The organism is Nesterenkonia sp. E16_10 (assembly GCF_017347085.1).
Lineage (GTDB): Bacteria > Actinomycetota > Actinomycetes > Actinomycetales > Micrococcaceae > Nesterenkonia.
This window is the reverse complement of record NZ_JADPSA010000031.1, coordinates 39,886-54,007: the sequence shown is the minus strand read 5'-3', so window position 1 is coordinate 54,007 and position 14,122 is coordinate 39,886. Positions and strand designations below refer to the sequence as shown.

The window sequence follows — 14,122 nt, the reverse complement described above, 5'->3', positions numbered from 1 at the left end:
ACGTCGAGGTTTCCCGACGATGGAGGTTCCTACGCCATCCATCCGAAAGACCTCGACGTGTCCGACGCTACCCCGCCGGCCGGCTTCGGCCGCCCTGACCTAACCGCCTTCGCGGCTCATCCCAATCGACCCTGATCGGGTCTGCTGACCCTCTCGACGAGAACGCAGCGACATCACAGCCACCCAACCCCGACCGTCCGGGAAGCCGGGGCACGTCACATGGGCTGTGCTGCGGGCGTGTCGAGTGGGTCGTCCAGGGGCGACGCAGGAGCGTCGACGCGACGTGCTGAGAGGTGGTTCCAACCGAGCGCTAGGACACCGGCTACAGGCATGGCGATAGGTCAGGAACGGCGTCGCTCCCTGCGCAGGAGGGAGCGCAGAGTCTCGGCGTTCGCGTAGCCGACCCGTAGCGCGATCTCGGCGGAGGTGAGGTCCGTGGTTGCTGAGAGGTGCCGAGCTCGTTCGGTGCGAAGCCGTTGGACGAAGCCGAGCGGAGTGAGGTTGAGCGCCGCACGGACTCGTCGTTCGAGGGTGCGCCGGCTGGTGCCGAGCGACTGCGCGACGAAGGCGACGTTGAACGGTTCGTCCAGGCGGGCGCGCACGAAGCGTTCGAACTCGACGACGATCGGGTCCTCGTGCCGGAGATGTTCGTAGGCGACGAAAGCCGCCTGCGACGGGCGCTCGTCGATGATGAGGAGCTTGGCGACATGTTGGGCCAGGTCGGGGCTAATCGATCGCACGAGTGAGAGCGCGAGGTCGATGTGGGCGAAGGCGGCGCCGGCGGTGACGAGGTTCCCGTCGACCACGACCATGGTGTCGAGATCGAGGGCGACGGTCGGATAGCGCTTCAGGAACTCCGGCCCCAGGAACCAGCTGGTCGTCGCCCGCCGATGATGCATCCGTCCGGTCTCGGCGACGGCGAACACGCCGGTGCACGCCGCGGCGATCCGGGTGGTCGCCTCGTCGAGGCGCCCGAGTGAGGCGATGACCGAACGAGCATCTCGGCTCTGGAGGGCGTCGTGGGTCGCGGCGGCCGTGAGGGTTCCAAGCGCAGGGACGACGACCACGTCGAACTCTCCGGACTCCGACAGCGGGTGGTCCACCGACAGGGTCATCGATGCCGTCGTGGTCACTCGCCGTTTCGGTCCGAGGATGGCGAGTTCGATCGGGTCGATCCGCGGGTCGACATCGCCGCGGGCTCCGTCGGCCACCCGCACGATGTCGATGACCGACGCGACCGCCGAACCGAAGCAGCCGTCGATCGCGATCAGTCCGATACGCATGGCGTGAATAATAGCAATACTGCCGTATACGCCACTCCCCATCGGCCCTCGCTCGTCATATGCTGAACTTGCCCCACGAAGAACCCCGACGTCAAGGAGAACTCCTCATGTCCACACCCGCATCACTTCCGTATGCCTTCGTCGCCAAGATCGTCGCGGCCGATGGACAGCACGACGCGGTCGCCGATCTGCTCGCCGGCGCTGTCGCACTCGCCAACGAAGAAGTAGGAACGATTGTCTGGTTCGCGGCTAGGACCCACGCCGACACCTTCTGGATCTTCGATGCATTCCCCGACGAGGCCGCTCGCGACGCCCACGCCAACGGCGCCATCGTCGCAGCCCTGATGGCCAACCAGCACCTCCTCGGCGCAGCACCCGAGATCCTGGCGGCCGACGTCCTCGCGTCCAAGCTCCCGTAGTCCGCCAACGCACGAGACGATCGCGCCCCGCCGAGTCGGTCCGCAGATAGACGTCGAGGTCTCCCGACGATGGAGGTTCCTACGCCATCCATCCGAAAGACCTCGACGTGTCCGACGCTACCCCGCCGGCCGGCTTCGGCCGCCCTGACCTGACCGCCTTCGCTCGACTCGACGGCCTCGGTCTGAGCGTGATCGGGCAACGACTTGAACCGGATCGTGCGGTCCTCGCGTGCCGCGTGGTGGAACCAGATCAGTGGTGCCGACGGTGCGGCAGCGAAGGCGCCGCTCGTGACACCGTGATCCGGCGGTTGGACCACGAGCCGCTGGGCTGGCGACCGACCGTGCTGGAAGTTGTAGTGCGCCGCTACCGCTGTGCCGACTGCGGACACGTGTGGCGCCAAGACACCAGCGCCGCGGCGGAGCCACGCGCGAAGCTCTCGCGCACCGGGCTGCGGTGGGCGCTGGAAGGGATCGTGGTCGCACACCTCACCGTCGCCCGTGTCACCGAGGGACTCGGGGTCGCGTGGGACACCGCCAACAACGCGGTCCTGGCCGAAGGCAAGCGGCTGCTGATCAACGACCCCACGCGGTTCGAGGGCGTGAAGGTCATTGGCGTCGATGAGCACGTCTGGCGCCACACCAGGCGTGGCGACAAGTACGTCACCGTGATCATCGACCTCACCCCGGTCCGCGATGGCGCCGGCCCAGCAAGGCTGCTGGACATGGTCGAGGGCCGGTCGAAGGCGGCATTCAAGACCTGGCTCGCCGACCGCGACGACGCCTTCCGTGACGCGGTCGAGGTGGTCGCGATGGACGGCTTCACCGGGTTCAAGACCGCCGCTGCGGAGGAGATCCCGGACGCGGTCACGGTGATGGATCCCTTCCACGTCGTGCGCCTGGCCGGTGACGCCCTCGACAGGTGCCGGCGCCGGGTCCAACTCGCGATCCACGGGCACCGTGGGTTCAGGGACGATCCGCTCTACAAGTCGCGGCGCACGCTGCACACCGGCGCGGACCTGCTCACCGACAAGCAGAGCGACAGGCTACGCGCGCTGTTCGTTGATGACGCTCACGTCGAGGTCGAGGCGACCTGGGGTGTCTACCAGCGGATGATCGCCGCCTATCGCCACGAGGACCGGCAACGTGGCCGCGAGCTCATGGAGAAGCTGATCACCGACCTCAGCGCCGGCGTCCCCAAGGTGCTCACCGAGCTCACCACCCTGGGCCGGACCCTGAAGAAGCGAGCCGCCGACGTGCTCGCCTACTTCGAACGACCCGGCACCAGCAACGGGCCGACCGAGGCACTCAACGGACGGCTCGAACACCTGCGCGGCTCCGCACTCGGGTTCCGCAACCTGACCAACTACATCGCCCGAAGCCTGCTCGAGACCGGCGGCTTCAGACCCCAACTCCTACACCCCCGATTGGGATGAGCCGGTTTCTGACTACAACGGCGTAGGCGTATCGCTCAGTTCCGAGTCTCGGTCGATCTGTGGTCAGAAACCAACATTTACGGCACGGACGATCCGGCTGGGCCGGACCTGTCAGGGTTTCCGTGTGAGGCGTTGCAGCGCTGCCACATGTTGGGCGTAGGCGGTATGGCCGCGCGCAGTGAGGGAGACCCAGGTCCGAGGACGACCAGGCCCACGAGATGCGCCCAGGGCCTGCGAGACGTAGCCAGCGTCGGTGAGGCGGCGCAGATGTTTACTGAGTGCCGAGTCGCTGATCCCGGCCACTTCCTTGAGGGTCTTTGCCTCGACCGCCGTCGTGGCCGCTAGGGTCGCGCAGATGCGCAACCGAACGATCTCGTGGATCAGCGGATCGAGGCCGTCGTCGATTGACTCCTCGGTCATGGTGCGGCACTTCTCAGCTGTGTGCGCAGCAGCCCGTCATAGCGGCGCCCCACAACGACCGTGCCCACGACGAGGATCGCAGCGATCACCCAAGGAGTCCAGGCAATGCCGAGCTGATTGCCCAGCAGAAAACCCGCGGCGAAGCAGATGGTGATGCCAGACACATAGATGGCGAGCAGTGACCGCCCGCTTTGGCCCCCGTCGAGCGCTTCGTCCCCGTAGAGGTCGATACCGGACAGACGCCGGTAGATGCGCCCCAACACGATGATGCCGAGCACAGGCACCGGGATGAGGAACATCGCAGGTCGACCGAGGACACCGCCGAGCTGGAGTACGAGGGTGCCGAGTAACAGACCGAGGACCGGGTGATACCACCATGGAGTGTATAGCCGCTCGGCGAGTCTCCTACGGGCGGTAGCCACCGCGTCGAGTGCGTCGCTTTCCTCAGAGTTTTTCTCCATACAGGAAAGTATCTAGGTTTCTTTCCCGCGGGTCAAGTATCCGCACCGACACTTCCTTGATCGGGGCTTACCTCAGCACCCGTACTCCACTCGAGTCTCAGAAAACCAATATTGAGTGAGACGCCCCCAACTAGTGGCGATTGAGCCCTACTTGTACAAGATGTACTCTTAGCTCATGACCAGTACAACCCTCAGCGACTTCCGGGCTCACCAGAGCAAGATCCTCGATGACGCGCAGCGCGAGCCGGTGGAGATCCTTAGCCGTGGCAGCCGACGCAAAGCCGTGGTGGTCTCCCCCGAGTTCTTCGACCGCGCGGTCCAGGCCCTTGAAGACCAGACTGATATTCGCGGCGCCCGGGAAGCACGCAGCGAAGATGGCCAGCTCTCCCACGAGGAACTGATGGCCGAGCTCGGCCTCTGAGCCAGGAGTAGCGCCTCTCAATGCCGCCGTACTCGATCACGTACAAGCCCTCTGCGGCGAAAGCTTTCCGCAAGATCCACCCCAGTGACCGGTTGCGGATCAAGGAAGCCATCGAAGATCTCGCTCGAGACCCGCGCCCTCAGGGGTATGTCCAGCTCAGCGGTGGTGATGGAGAGTGCCGCATCCGAGTAGGTCAGTACCGGGTGGTCTACGACATCGAGGATCAAGAGCTGGTGGTGTTGGTGCTGCGCGTGGGACACCGACGCGAGATATACCGCTAGAGCCAACCTCAAAGGAGCCAGCGAGCCCTCGCCACGGAGGCGGGCAGCAGGATTCGCCACGCCTCGTGTCCTCGGTGACCCGCTTGAAGGGGCAAGACGACCGAACCTGTGACCCGAAGGATGCTGAAGTTTGGCACCCCTCCCCCACCGTGAAGCGCTCCGGAGTAGTCACCCTGCTATCGCAAATAATCCTTGAGTTGGACCACGATTCAGACCAGACGCACAACCGTCCACAGACTCTTCTTGCAGTCGAGTTGATGTGCAGAACCAGACATCCACCTAGAAAAAACCTGGAGACTGAAATCATCGTCTCCGACTACACTTTCCACTTCATGAAATGTGAGCGACACCTTCTCCGGGACCGTTCCCCCGGTGAAGTGGATTCGAAGAGTCAGGCCCCAAGTGCCGGTTCTTCAACTAACGAGTGAGGTATCGAAATGGCGCAGAAGGTAGCAGTTGTTCTTGTAGATGACCTTGATGGCAGCGAGGCGAAGGAGACCGTGACGTTCGGGCTTGATGCTCGGCATTACGAGATCGATCTCAGCGAGGATCATGCCAAGGAGCTGCGGGAGACTTTGAAGCAGTACATCCGGAAGGGGCGCGCGATCGCGCCGCCCACCCCGCAGAATGAGGCCCGCCAGATCCGTGATTGGGCGATCAAGAACGGGCACGAAGTCTCATCCAGAGGTCGGCTGCACCGTGACGTCGTCGAGGCCTACCGCAACGCCAAGAAGCGGTAACTACCGACTCGACACGCACGTGTGGCCTGGTGGGAGCTTGGGGCTCCCGCCAGGCCACACGTCTCCCGCATCGGATCACGGTGCCAGGCCGTTCTCGCCTAGGATTCACCAGTGACGGTAGTACCCTAAATAACGTTTCCGGTATTTAGGCTTGCTGTGCGTGCCAGGCCTCGAGCGCTTCAATGAGGATCGAGACCTGGGTCCGATCTTGCTCTACCGCAGCAAGCTTCAGTCGGCGGTGCACAGAAACCGGAAGATCGTAGGACGTGCGCTTCGTCTGCTCCGCACTCCCCTTGGCCGACGTGAAAGTGGGCTTCGGTTCCGAGGCTTGCTGCTGGGCCCGCCGATTGGCCAGCTTTGATTTCATGTCACTCACCGGCGATCTCCTTCAATTCCTTGTAGACAGTCTCGTATCCGTAAAGCTTGTGTGGGCGCGAATAGGTGTTCTGCGAGATCGCCGTTCGTCGACGAATTTCGGTCGTGAATTTGGGCGGAGCAGCCTCGTCGGCAAGGACATCGCGCGTGGTCAGAGTGAGTTTCTCTCGGTTATCTACGGCTCCTAGGAGCAGGGCGGCATCTTTTCCGTGGGCCAGCCCGTCGAGAGTGGCGTAAGCGCGATCGAGTCCCATGGGTTCTGGCATGACAGGAACGATGACGAAGTCAGCAAAATCGACTGCGGCTTGCATAACTTCTGCCTGCCCCGGCGGGGTATCAACGAAGACCCATGGGGTGTTCGTCTCTTTGCGGCGAAGCTTCGGCAGCGACACCGAGTGGACTTCATACTCCAGCGGTTCACCTTCATCCTGAGCGCGGGATGCCCACTCAGTTGCCGACCCTTGGATATCTGCATCCCATAGCTCGACGTGCCTGCCGTCGCGCGCTGCGGCGGTAGCGAGGTAGATGGCGGTGGTCGTCTTCCCTACTCCGCCCTTGCTGTTCACGATCGCAATGCGCATCCAACTCTTCCTTATCGCGGTATTCCAGTACTGCCAGTATTACCGTGATACCGCGATACCGCTGCAAAGACACGCCCATCAGCCTAAATACCGCACTAGAGTTCCCGGTATTACAGTACAGACCCTAATACCGTGATACCGCGATACCGCTGTACAGACCCGCCTATCCGGCTAAATACCGCAATAACGTTTCCGGTATTACAGTACATAGTTCTAAACCGGGATCGGTTTAGACTTAGATACCGCTCCCGGTATAACGGTGTACTTTAGAAGCCTGTTGCTATCGAATGTATGTTCGATAGATACTGAGGCTCTCATGCGTATCGACCAGATCCAGAGTCTCGACGAAACCGAGCACACCCCTGGCTTGCGAAAGGCACCCGGGTCCGTCGCGGCGGGATTCCCGTCTCCGGCCCAGGACTACCAAACTGCGCCCATCAATCTCACCGAGCACTTGATCCGGGATCTCAACAGCACGTTCCTTGTCCGCGTGGCGGGGGACTCCATGGAAGGCGCTGGGATTAGCCATGGAGATGAACTCATCGTGGACCGCTCACTCACAGCGCGGGACATGTCCGTGGTGGTCGCTGTTCTCGACGGCGAGATGACCGTCAAGCGGCTGAGGCTGATCGACGGGGGAGTGGTGCTCCAAGCGGAGAACCCTTCCTATCCCTCGATTCAAGTCGAAGGGCTCTCCGAGCTTGATATCTGGGGAGTGGTCATCAAATGCATCCACAACCTCTAGATACCGCCTCGATCTCAGCTGACTCGGAGATGCGGGAGTACATCGCTCTGATCGATGTGAACTCGTTCTACGTATCGGCCGAGCGGGTCTTTGACCCGACGTTGCGGGGCCGGCCGGTCATCGTACTCTCCAATAACGATGGGTGCGCGATCGCGCTCAGTACCGAAGCCAAGGCCCTCGGGGTCACGATGGGCGAACCCTGGTTCAAACTCTCAGAGACCGCCGAACGGATGGGTTTGGTAGCGAAATCATCGAACTACGAGCTGTACGGGCAAATGTCAGACAGATTCATCGGCGTCCTGGGCGAGTGTGCCTCTCAGGTGCAGAAGTACTCCATCGATGAAGCCTTCGTGAAACTCACCGGCACCCCTTCCGAGCTGCAGACCTGGGCAAAGATGGTCAAAGAGCGCATGTGGAAACATATCGGGCTCCCTGTCTGCGTGGGTGTCGGGACCACGAAGACGCTGGCGAAGCTCAGTAACCGGGCTGCCAAGAAGCTCGATCACCTGGGCGGGGTCTGCGTGTGGGAAGCCGTCCCAGAAGCGCACCGGGAACAGTTGCTTTCCAACCTTCCAGTCGATGAGGTCTGGGGGATTGGCGGCCGCATGGCGAAGAAGCTCATCGGTCGGGGCATGTACTCGGTGAAGGATTTCCGCGATGCAGACCCGGTGATGCTTCGTGACCGCTTTAGCGTGGTCATTATGCGACTGTGCTTGGAACTGCGCGGCACACCGTGTCTTCCCTTCGAAGAGGAATCAGAGGTCAAGGGGCAATTGATCGTCTCTCGATCCTTCTCTGAGCCGGTCACCACCAAGGCTGAAATGGCCCAGGTGCTCAGTGTGTATGCGCAGCGGGCCTCAGATCGGCTACGGCGCAATCACCGTGAAGCCCGCACCCTCACAGTGTGGGCCAAGACCAGTGCCTACAGCAGCGATGCAGGCAATGAGCCCACTGTGACCGTGCGGCTGGCCTCGCCTACGGCTGATCCGGTGACCCTGACTCGCGAGGTTAACGCGCTCCTGCCGAAACTCACGGAGGGCACCAGGTACGCCAAGGCCGGTATTGGGCTCACCGATCTTGAAGAACCTGGCCAGGCCGCGACGTTTGATCTGTTCGCTGATGCTCACGAGGACCGCAATATCGCCCCGCTCATCGAGTCGATCAAGTCCAAGTGGAATCAGCCCTCGATAGGCCTGGGCGCTGCGGGGCTCAAGGTCGGTCAAGCGTGGGAGATGAAGCGCGAGATGCGCAGCCCGAGGTACACCGCCCAGTGGGAAGAGCTGCCTATCGTGCACGCAAAGTAGGACACCGAGAACCGACGAGGACGTGGGAGCAGATGACGGTGACTCAGATGGAGCAGGATGCACCAGCACCGGGGGAGTACGAGACGTTGTTGGCCGTGCTCGAACTGATTGGGCGGGGTCCTTTGCCAATTCCGCTGTGGAATCTCAGCGGTGCGGAGCTCAAGGCAGCGCAGTTAAAGACTGCGCTGCATGGATTAGCGTCACGGGGCTGTATCCGGGCGTCGTATCGCGCAGGGCTTCCTGATGCGGTAGTGGAGGTTCTCCCGGAGGCGGGGCGCTTAGCCGCTGTGTGGACCGCAGGAGGGTCCTGAATTAGTCGGGGGAGAGGAGTCGGGCCCGCGTGGAGGGATCGCACACGGGATCTGGTGCCTGCGCAACCGGCGGGAGGGATACCGAGGAAGCCGGGGCCGGGGGCTACGGAACACCTGATGCTCCACTGATGAGAATCGGCATTGATGCTGCACATGGCGGCGCAGCCACCGGTAAACCGTGGCCGGTGAGGCGGCGAGTTTCTGGCCGATAGCGGCCACGGAGTGGCCCTGTGTGCGCATCTTTTGGGCCTTGCGGGCTTTGGTGTCCGTGAGGGGTTTTCGGGCCGCGGCGGACGCGCTAGGGCCAAGCGCACGGGCCGCGCGCTGCGCGGCCGTGTTGGCCAGCCCACCGCGCCGGCCCATCACTGAGAGCAGTTCCCGCATCTGCGACGGCATAGAGACGGTGGAGCGGTGGCCCCGGGGGCTGGCCATGTATCGGGTGATGCTGCGGATGATGCCGCGCACCTCAGCGGCGCCCATTGGCTCGGGGGCGGCGTCGTTGGTCTCCCAGGCCACGGCCTCGAAGTCCTCCCCGGCGTAGGCGGCGTGGCGGGCGAGGTCGAACACGGTTTGGTTCCGGTTTCCGGTGTCGATCGCGGCCGCGATCGTCCGGTGAGCCTGCTTGGTCGCGCTGCGGCCAGTAAAGCGCATTGACTCGGGCCATAGGCCGGCAGTTTTGAGTCCCTGGTGGAGCTGCTTGAGCCCGTACACCGGGGGAGTGGCTGATGCGCGTAGCTCGGCCCAGGTGTAGGTGGGGTTGCGGACGCGCACCGGGGTCAAGGGGTCTACCGCTTCGTCGCCGGCCAGCGCGGCGCGCAGTGCTGCGCCGATAGCGCGGGCGTAGGCGACGGGGCGCTCACGGGCAGTGGATCGCAGATCAACGGTGTCGATCATCCAGCCGGCTTGTGCGCCTTTGCGGGTCTCCACGATCCAGGAGGGACGGATCTCGGCCGGGATCGTGTCGAAAATGTCCAACACCGCCTCAGGCCGGTCAACGTCGATCACTAGGACGGATCCTGCTGACCGTGAGGGCGTGTAGAACTCGAACTCAGCCAGGTCGGCGGCGCTGACCCGCACTGATGGTGCGGTTTTAGTCGGCGACGCGCGAGCCCAGGCGGTGGCCATATTGCCGAGGAATGAGGCGCGGAAGGCAGCACGAAACGCCGTGTTGTTGCGTGGTCTCTGGGGCGTTTGGGCGCACGGTGCTACAGTAGGAAGCACAAAAGGTGCCTCCCATGCACGGGAGTCATCGGTTCAATTTCCTTCGGGGATTGGATTCAGAACCGTCCGGTCGGCAAACTAGAGCGGTTCTGAAAAGTCTTGGGGAAGCGCTCACCGCTAGGTGGGCGCTTCTTCGTTTATGCGGTCAAGGGAAGTGGCTCCTGGTTTCTCTCGAGGCTTTCGAGGTCGACTCGGTTGAGCCGTTCAATGATGAGCTCCCTGACGAAGTCGTTCTTGGATTCGCCAGTGAGAGACAGGTACCTGTCCAACTTCTCAAAGTAAGGCTGCTCAATACGCGCGCTCACTTGGGTCCGTTGACCCTTGCTGATCTGCGGCATCATTTCCTCCTTTAACCGTGCTCCCTAGTCAATCCCATAAGCGTCGCAGATCTATGAAACTGTTTCAGCGTGTCGGGACTTTTCTTTCCGCCCTGGGCTCCCTGGGGCATGTGGCGTGACCGGCCAGTGCGCTGTTTTGCGAACCTGAGGGGGCCAGTCACAAGCAGTTCCTTTCCTAGTTGGGGGATGGTTAGGAGTTGTTGGCGATGAACCAGAAAACGAACCCGGCCGCTGCGGAAGCGAAGAACAGGGCGAATCCTGTACAGAGGATCGCTGTCCTGAACCTGTCCCAGCGGTTAGAGGCCGCAATCGCGCCGTAGAGCGTTCCAAGTCCGACGATCCAGCAGATAAGTCCGACGAACCAGAATGGGTGCATGGCGGTTAGAGTCCTCGGGCGACGGCTGCGGAGGCGCGCAGCCATGCCCGCTGTGTGGAGCCGCGCAGCGCGTCGTAGTGCAGCACCCCATCGACCATCGCTGGGTCATAGGGGATCGAGACCGCTTCTCGAGCGAGCTTGCTGAACCCTGCGCGGACCTCGGCCGCTTGCGCGGGCTTCGCGGAATCGTTGGATTCCGAGACGATCACCACGGCGTCATCGGCCAGTGCTGCGGAACGCTCGTCACGGTCTGCGAGAGCTTCCAGCAGAAGGGCGCCGGCCTCGGCGTGCTCGTCCTTGGTGGTCGTGGCCACCACGAGCTGGTCGGAAAGGTCGATCATGCGCTTCCACAGCGGATCGGACTCGTCGTTACCGGAGTCAATGAAGATCAACCGGTAGAACTTACTCGTGACCTGGTGAATAGCGTCCACGTCGCCGGCATCCACGCGCTGCGCATCAGCCAGGGCTACCGGCTTCGAGCGCAGCACGTCATAGCGGTCGGTGGTCTGATGGTGCACAAAGTGCGCCAGATCCGCCGACTGGGCTCCGGTAGAGAGAAGATCAGTGGCCTTCGGCAGCAGATCCAGAATGGTCGCATCATGCGGGCCTTGTTCGGTGCGCCACCCCAGGGTGCCGCGCGTCTGGTTGTTGTCGTAGGCCAACACGCCACCGCCGCCGTAGCGGGCGAACACTGCTGAGAGCAGGATCGTCGTCGGGGTCTTCGAGGCTCCACCCTTGCCGTTGACAATGGCGATAGTGCGGGGCCCGGGCCAGTGCTGCGAGACCGCCTGACGGTCGATCCGCTGGGCCTTCTCGGCCTCGCTCGGCGCGACACGGATACCCATGCTCGCCAGGAATCCGCGCCACCCCTCGGTGGCTGGCTGCTCGCGCTGTTCTTGGTTGAGGAAGCTCTGCCGCTGTTCGCGGACCTGCCGCCGGCTCGATACCGGGGCGGCAGCCGCATCCGCGGTGAGCGGATTAGGCCGGGACGGGGCTGGCTGTGCCGGTGCCTTCACGGGCTGCTCGGCAGGGCTCGCAGCGGTAGGCGCGGCCGGCGGGGGAGGGACTGCCGCCGGCTTCGCGAGGCTCGCGGCCTGAGTAGGTTCAGCCGGCACTGCGGGCTCTGGCGTTGCGGCCGGCTGCTCGGGCTGGGTCTGAGCTGGTGCTGGCGAACTGTGGGGAACCTGGTCGGTAGGAACGGGGGTCACCGTGCCGCGTGGCTCGATGAGCAACGTCGTCGAGGGAGTCTCATCGGTCACCGCGTAGAGCTGTTCACCTGACGCGCGTGCCCGGCTAATGAGCGCGTCAATAGCCTGTTCTTGGGCCTGATGGTAGGTGCCGGCGACTATGGTCTCTGGATCGATTCCCTCTCCGTGCAGGGTCGCGGTCCCGTCATCGGTGATGCTGATCTGAATAGTCATCAATCGTCCTGTTCGTCCTGGGTGGGATCTTCGGTGTCTGTCTCGTCCGCAGAAGACTCATCAGCGCTCTGCCCTGAGGTCTCTGCGGCCGCGCGGTAGAGAATGGTCTGATCCAGCCGGGGTGCCACCACGTAGGCCGCATCGTCAGCGACGATGAGCGGAGCGGTGTCCTCGTCAGTGAAGGTCGCGTAAGGCTGCGCGCCGTCCTGAGGCCGACTCAGATCCACCAGGACTGGACCGTCGCTGGTGTTGCCATAGAGGGCGTTCCCGAAGAGCACAGGATTTGCGATAGTCGGGATCTCGTTGAGGCTCGGATCGTCGTCATAGCGCACCGCGAGAGTCCCGATCACAGCTCGCTGAGAATCAGCGTTGTAGGTGATCTCAGCGGACTCGTTGGGCAGCTGCTCGACCTGCTCTTTGATGATCGTGTCCCCGGTGTTCTGGTCGATCACCGCGATCACCGGGGGAGCACTAGAACCTCCACCGGTCCAGGCCAGCACGAGGGCTTCTGTGCCGATGGTCCAGAAGGTCTCTGCTGGGCCTTCCACGCTCTCAGGCGGGGTGAACTCAGTGGAGGTGGTCTCTCCGTCGAGACTGGTCCGGTAGATCGTCTCCGGGCCTAGTGAGACGGCGTCGCCATCAACTGCGGAGACCGGCACGGACCCGGCAGGGATCGTGACCTCAGTGAGCACGCCTTCATTGTTGGGAACCAACACGACGAAATCACCCAGAGACACCAAGGGCGTGTCTCCTTCCCACAGGACGTCGGCTTCATTGGCGACGGGGACTTGTTCGGGGGCTACCGCATCACCGGGGGTGATTTCTTCGGTAGGCCAGAGGTTGAGTTTGCCGCGACTGTAGGAGCCGAGGACCGGCTGGCCGGTCCAGGTGCTCTCGTGGATCTCGGAGAGATCCTGCGGAGCACCTGAACCGGCCCAGACGGGCTCAGCAGTCTTAGGGTCTCGGATGGAGAGGATTCCGTCACTGTTGGCAGTGAGAATCTCTCCATCGTCGAGCCCGGTCACTGCGGTGTCGCTGTTGATATCTAGTGACCAGTCAGAGGGGCCGGTGAATCCCTCGGGCAGTCCTACGGGGATCTGCTCGCCGGCCCCGGGGGTTTCCCATGCGGGCACGGCGTTCTGGTCGGGGTCTGTATCGGTGCTTAGGTGCACAGCGAGGGCGGTTCCGCCTCCTAGTGCACCCAGGGTGATGCCTGCTCCCACCAGGATGGTGGCGGGGCGTATCGAGGGTTTCTTCTGCTGCGCTTCAGGGGTGGGGGTGGTGTCGAAGGTGTCGCCGTGAACGGTGACGATCATCGTCCATTCCTCACCCAGTGCGGAACGGATTCTTACTCGTACAGCGTCGAGGCCGTGGGCCTGGGCTTTGCGGGCTGCGGCATCCTTGGCCGCGTCTGACACGCTCACTCCTGGTGCTGGTTCCACGGGAACACCGTCTAGCTCGGCGGTCTCGTTGTCCTCGTCGTAGTCGATGACGTAGAGCGGGAACGCCGGCACCTGTTCAGGAGTGATCTGACCCATCAGTCTGCGTGTTTCTCCTTCGCGTCAACCTCATCACCGGCATCAGCCGCTATATCGACCCCAGCATCACCCTCAGAGTCCGTGTCCGGGAGCTCGTCCGCATGCAGGAGGAACTCCCGCAGCTTCGGTTTCATGATCCGGTTGACCCGGCGCCCAGCGTTGATCGAAGACAACCGGCCATCCCGGATCCACTGGTTGACGGTGTTGAGCTTCACGCGCAGAAGATCAGCGATCTCCTTGGGCTGCGCGAGGTCGGGAAAATCCTTGAGTAACTCATCAATGGAGTCCGGATCATTCACTCTCATACTCCTTATAGTATAGAACGGCTTTAGATGCGTAAACAGCGCTATAGACTTTAGTGCTCTTTACTGGGCAAGTAGATGACTTTAGGCTTTTGCCATCTCCAACGATTGTACGAACACCCATGCTGATAAGGGTGTCGCAGCACACACGA

General features: G+C 62.7%; 16 protein-coding genes. 7 read left to right on the top strand and 9 right to left on the bottom strand.

What is annotated here, in order from left to right:
• Positions 1-341 precede the first annotated feature (341 nt).
• Positions 342-1,283 (bottom strand): GlxA family transcriptional regulator, encoded by a 942-nt coding sequence (locus I2487_RS11470; protein ID WP_207169422.1) that lies wholly within the window; start codon positions 1,281-1,283, stop codon positions 342-344.
• A gap of 107 nt (positions 1,284-1,390) precedes the next feature.
• On the opposite strand from I2487_RS11470, the gene I2487_RS11465 reads away from it, so the two are divergent.
• Both I2487_RS11465 and I2487_RS11460 read left to right on the top strand, forming a co-directional pair.
• Positions 1,391-1,702, top strand: a complete 312-nt coding sequence (locus tag I2487_RS11465) for a putative quinol monooxygenase (RefSeq protein ID WP_076807938.1) — start codon at positions 1,391-1,393, stop codon at positions 1,700-1,702.
• 107 nt (positions 1,703-1,809) lie between these two features.
• Positions 1,810-3,135, top strand: a complete 1,326-nt coding sequence (locus tag I2487_RS11460; protein WP_207169423.1) for an ISL3-like element ISPfr2 family transposase — start codon at positions 1,810-1,812, stop codon at positions 3,133-3,135.
• 111 nt (positions 3,136-3,246) lie between these two features.
• On the opposite strand, the gene I2487_RS11455 is transcribed toward I2487_RS11460, so the two are convergent.
• The gene (locus I2487_RS11455) at positions 3,247-3,555 is read right to left on the bottom strand and encodes a transcriptional regulator (RefSeq protein WP_207169424.1); all 309 of its coding nucleotides are present in this window, start codon (positions 3,553-3,555) and stop codon (positions 3,247-3,249) included.
• A complete protein-coding gene (locus I2487_RS11450; protein WP_207169425.1) occupies positions 3,552-4,016 on the bottom strand; it encodes a hypothetical protein in 465 nt (154 codons plus the stop codon). The genes I2487_RS11455 and I2487_RS11450 overlap by 4 nt, the downstream gene beginning before the upstream one ends.
• A 175-nt stretch (positions 4,017-4,191) precedes the next feature.
• Between I2487_RS11450 and I2487_RS11445 the strand changes: the two genes are divergently transcribed.
• The 3 genes from I2487_RS11445 (at position 4,192) to I2487_RS11435 (ending at position 5,458) form a co-directional block, all read left to right on the top strand.
• Complete coding sequence (locus I2487_RS11445) at positions 4,192-4,437, top strand: type II toxin-antitoxin system Phd/YefM family antitoxin (RefSeq protein WP_207169426.1); 246 nt, start codon at positions 4,192-4,194, stop codon at positions 4,435-4,437.
• A 20-nt stretch (positions 4,438-4,457) separates the two neighbouring features.
• Entirely contained in the window at positions 4,458-4,718 is a 261-nt protein-coding gene (locus I2487_RS11440) for a type II toxin-antitoxin system RelE family toxin (RefSeq protein WP_106124080.1), read from the top strand.
• A gap of 437 nt (positions 4,719-5,155) precedes the next feature.
• Entirely contained in the window at positions 5,156-5,458 is a 303-nt protein-coding gene (locus I2487_RS11435) for a histone-like nucleoid-structuring protein Lsr2 (RefSeq protein ID WP_106124081.1), read from the top strand.
• Between the two features lie 145 nt (positions 5,459-5,603).
• Here I2487_RS11435 and I2487_RS11430 read toward each other — a convergent pair whose 3' ends face one another.
• Entirely contained in the window at positions 5,604-5,834 is a 231-nt protein-coding gene (locus I2487_RS11430; RefSeq protein ID WP_207169427.1) for a hypothetical protein, read from the bottom strand.
• Positions 5,827-6,414 (bottom strand): nucleotide-binding protein, encoded by a 588-nt coding sequence (locus I2487_RS11425; RefSeq protein WP_207169428.1) that lies wholly within the window; start codon positions 6,412-6,414, stop codon positions 5,827-5,829. Before I2487_RS11425 ends, I2487_RS11430 begins: the two co-directional genes overlap by 8 nt.
• A 316-nt stretch (positions 6,415-6,730) precedes the next feature.
• Between I2487_RS11425 and I2487_RS11420 the strand changes: the two genes are divergently transcribed.
• Both I2487_RS11420 and I2487_RS11415 read left to right on the top strand, forming a co-directional pair.
• Positions 6,731-7,159: a LexA family protein gene (locus I2487_RS11420; RefSeq protein ID WP_207169429.1), complete on the top strand. Its 429-nt coding sequence runs from the start codon at positions 6,731-6,733 to the stop codon at positions 7,157-7,159.
• A complete protein-coding gene (locus I2487_RS11415; protein WP_207169430.1) occupies positions 7,141-8,463 on the top strand; it encodes a Y-family DNA polymerase in 1,323 nt (440 codons plus the stop codon). Before I2487_RS11420 ends, I2487_RS11415 begins: the two co-directional genes overlap by 19 nt.
• Positions 8,464-8,741: 278 nt before the next feature.
• Here the strand turns inward: I2487_RS11415 and I2487_RS11410 are convergent, their stop codons facing one another.
• The 4 genes from I2487_RS11410 to I2487_RS11395 all read right to left on the bottom strand — a co-directional run bounded on the left by I2487_RS11410 (position 8,742) and on the right by I2487_RS11395 (position 13,967).
• Complete coding sequence (locus I2487_RS11410) at positions 8,742-9,899, bottom strand: replication initiation protein (RefSeq protein WP_255546277.1); 1,158 nt, start codon at positions 9,897-9,899, stop codon at positions 8,742-8,744.
• Between the two features lie 815 nt (positions 9,900-10,714).
• Positions 10,715-12,130, bottom strand: a complete 1,416-nt coding sequence (locus tag I2487_RS11405; protein WP_207169432.1) for an AAA family ATPase — start codon at positions 12,128-12,130, stop codon at positions 10,715-10,717.
• Entirely contained in the window at positions 12,130-13,668 is a 1,539-nt protein-coding gene (locus I2487_RS11400) for a hypothetical protein (RefSeq protein WP_207169433.1), read from the bottom strand. Before I2487_RS11400 ends, I2487_RS11405 begins: the two co-directional genes overlap by 1 nt.
• Entirely contained in the window at positions 13,668-13,967 is a 300-nt protein-coding gene (locus tag I2487_RS11395; RefSeq protein ID WP_207169434.1) for a helix-turn-helix domain-containing protein, read from the bottom strand. Before I2487_RS11395 ends, I2487_RS11400 begins: the two co-directional genes overlap by 1 nt.
• Positions 13,968-14,122: the final 155 nt, after the last annotated feature.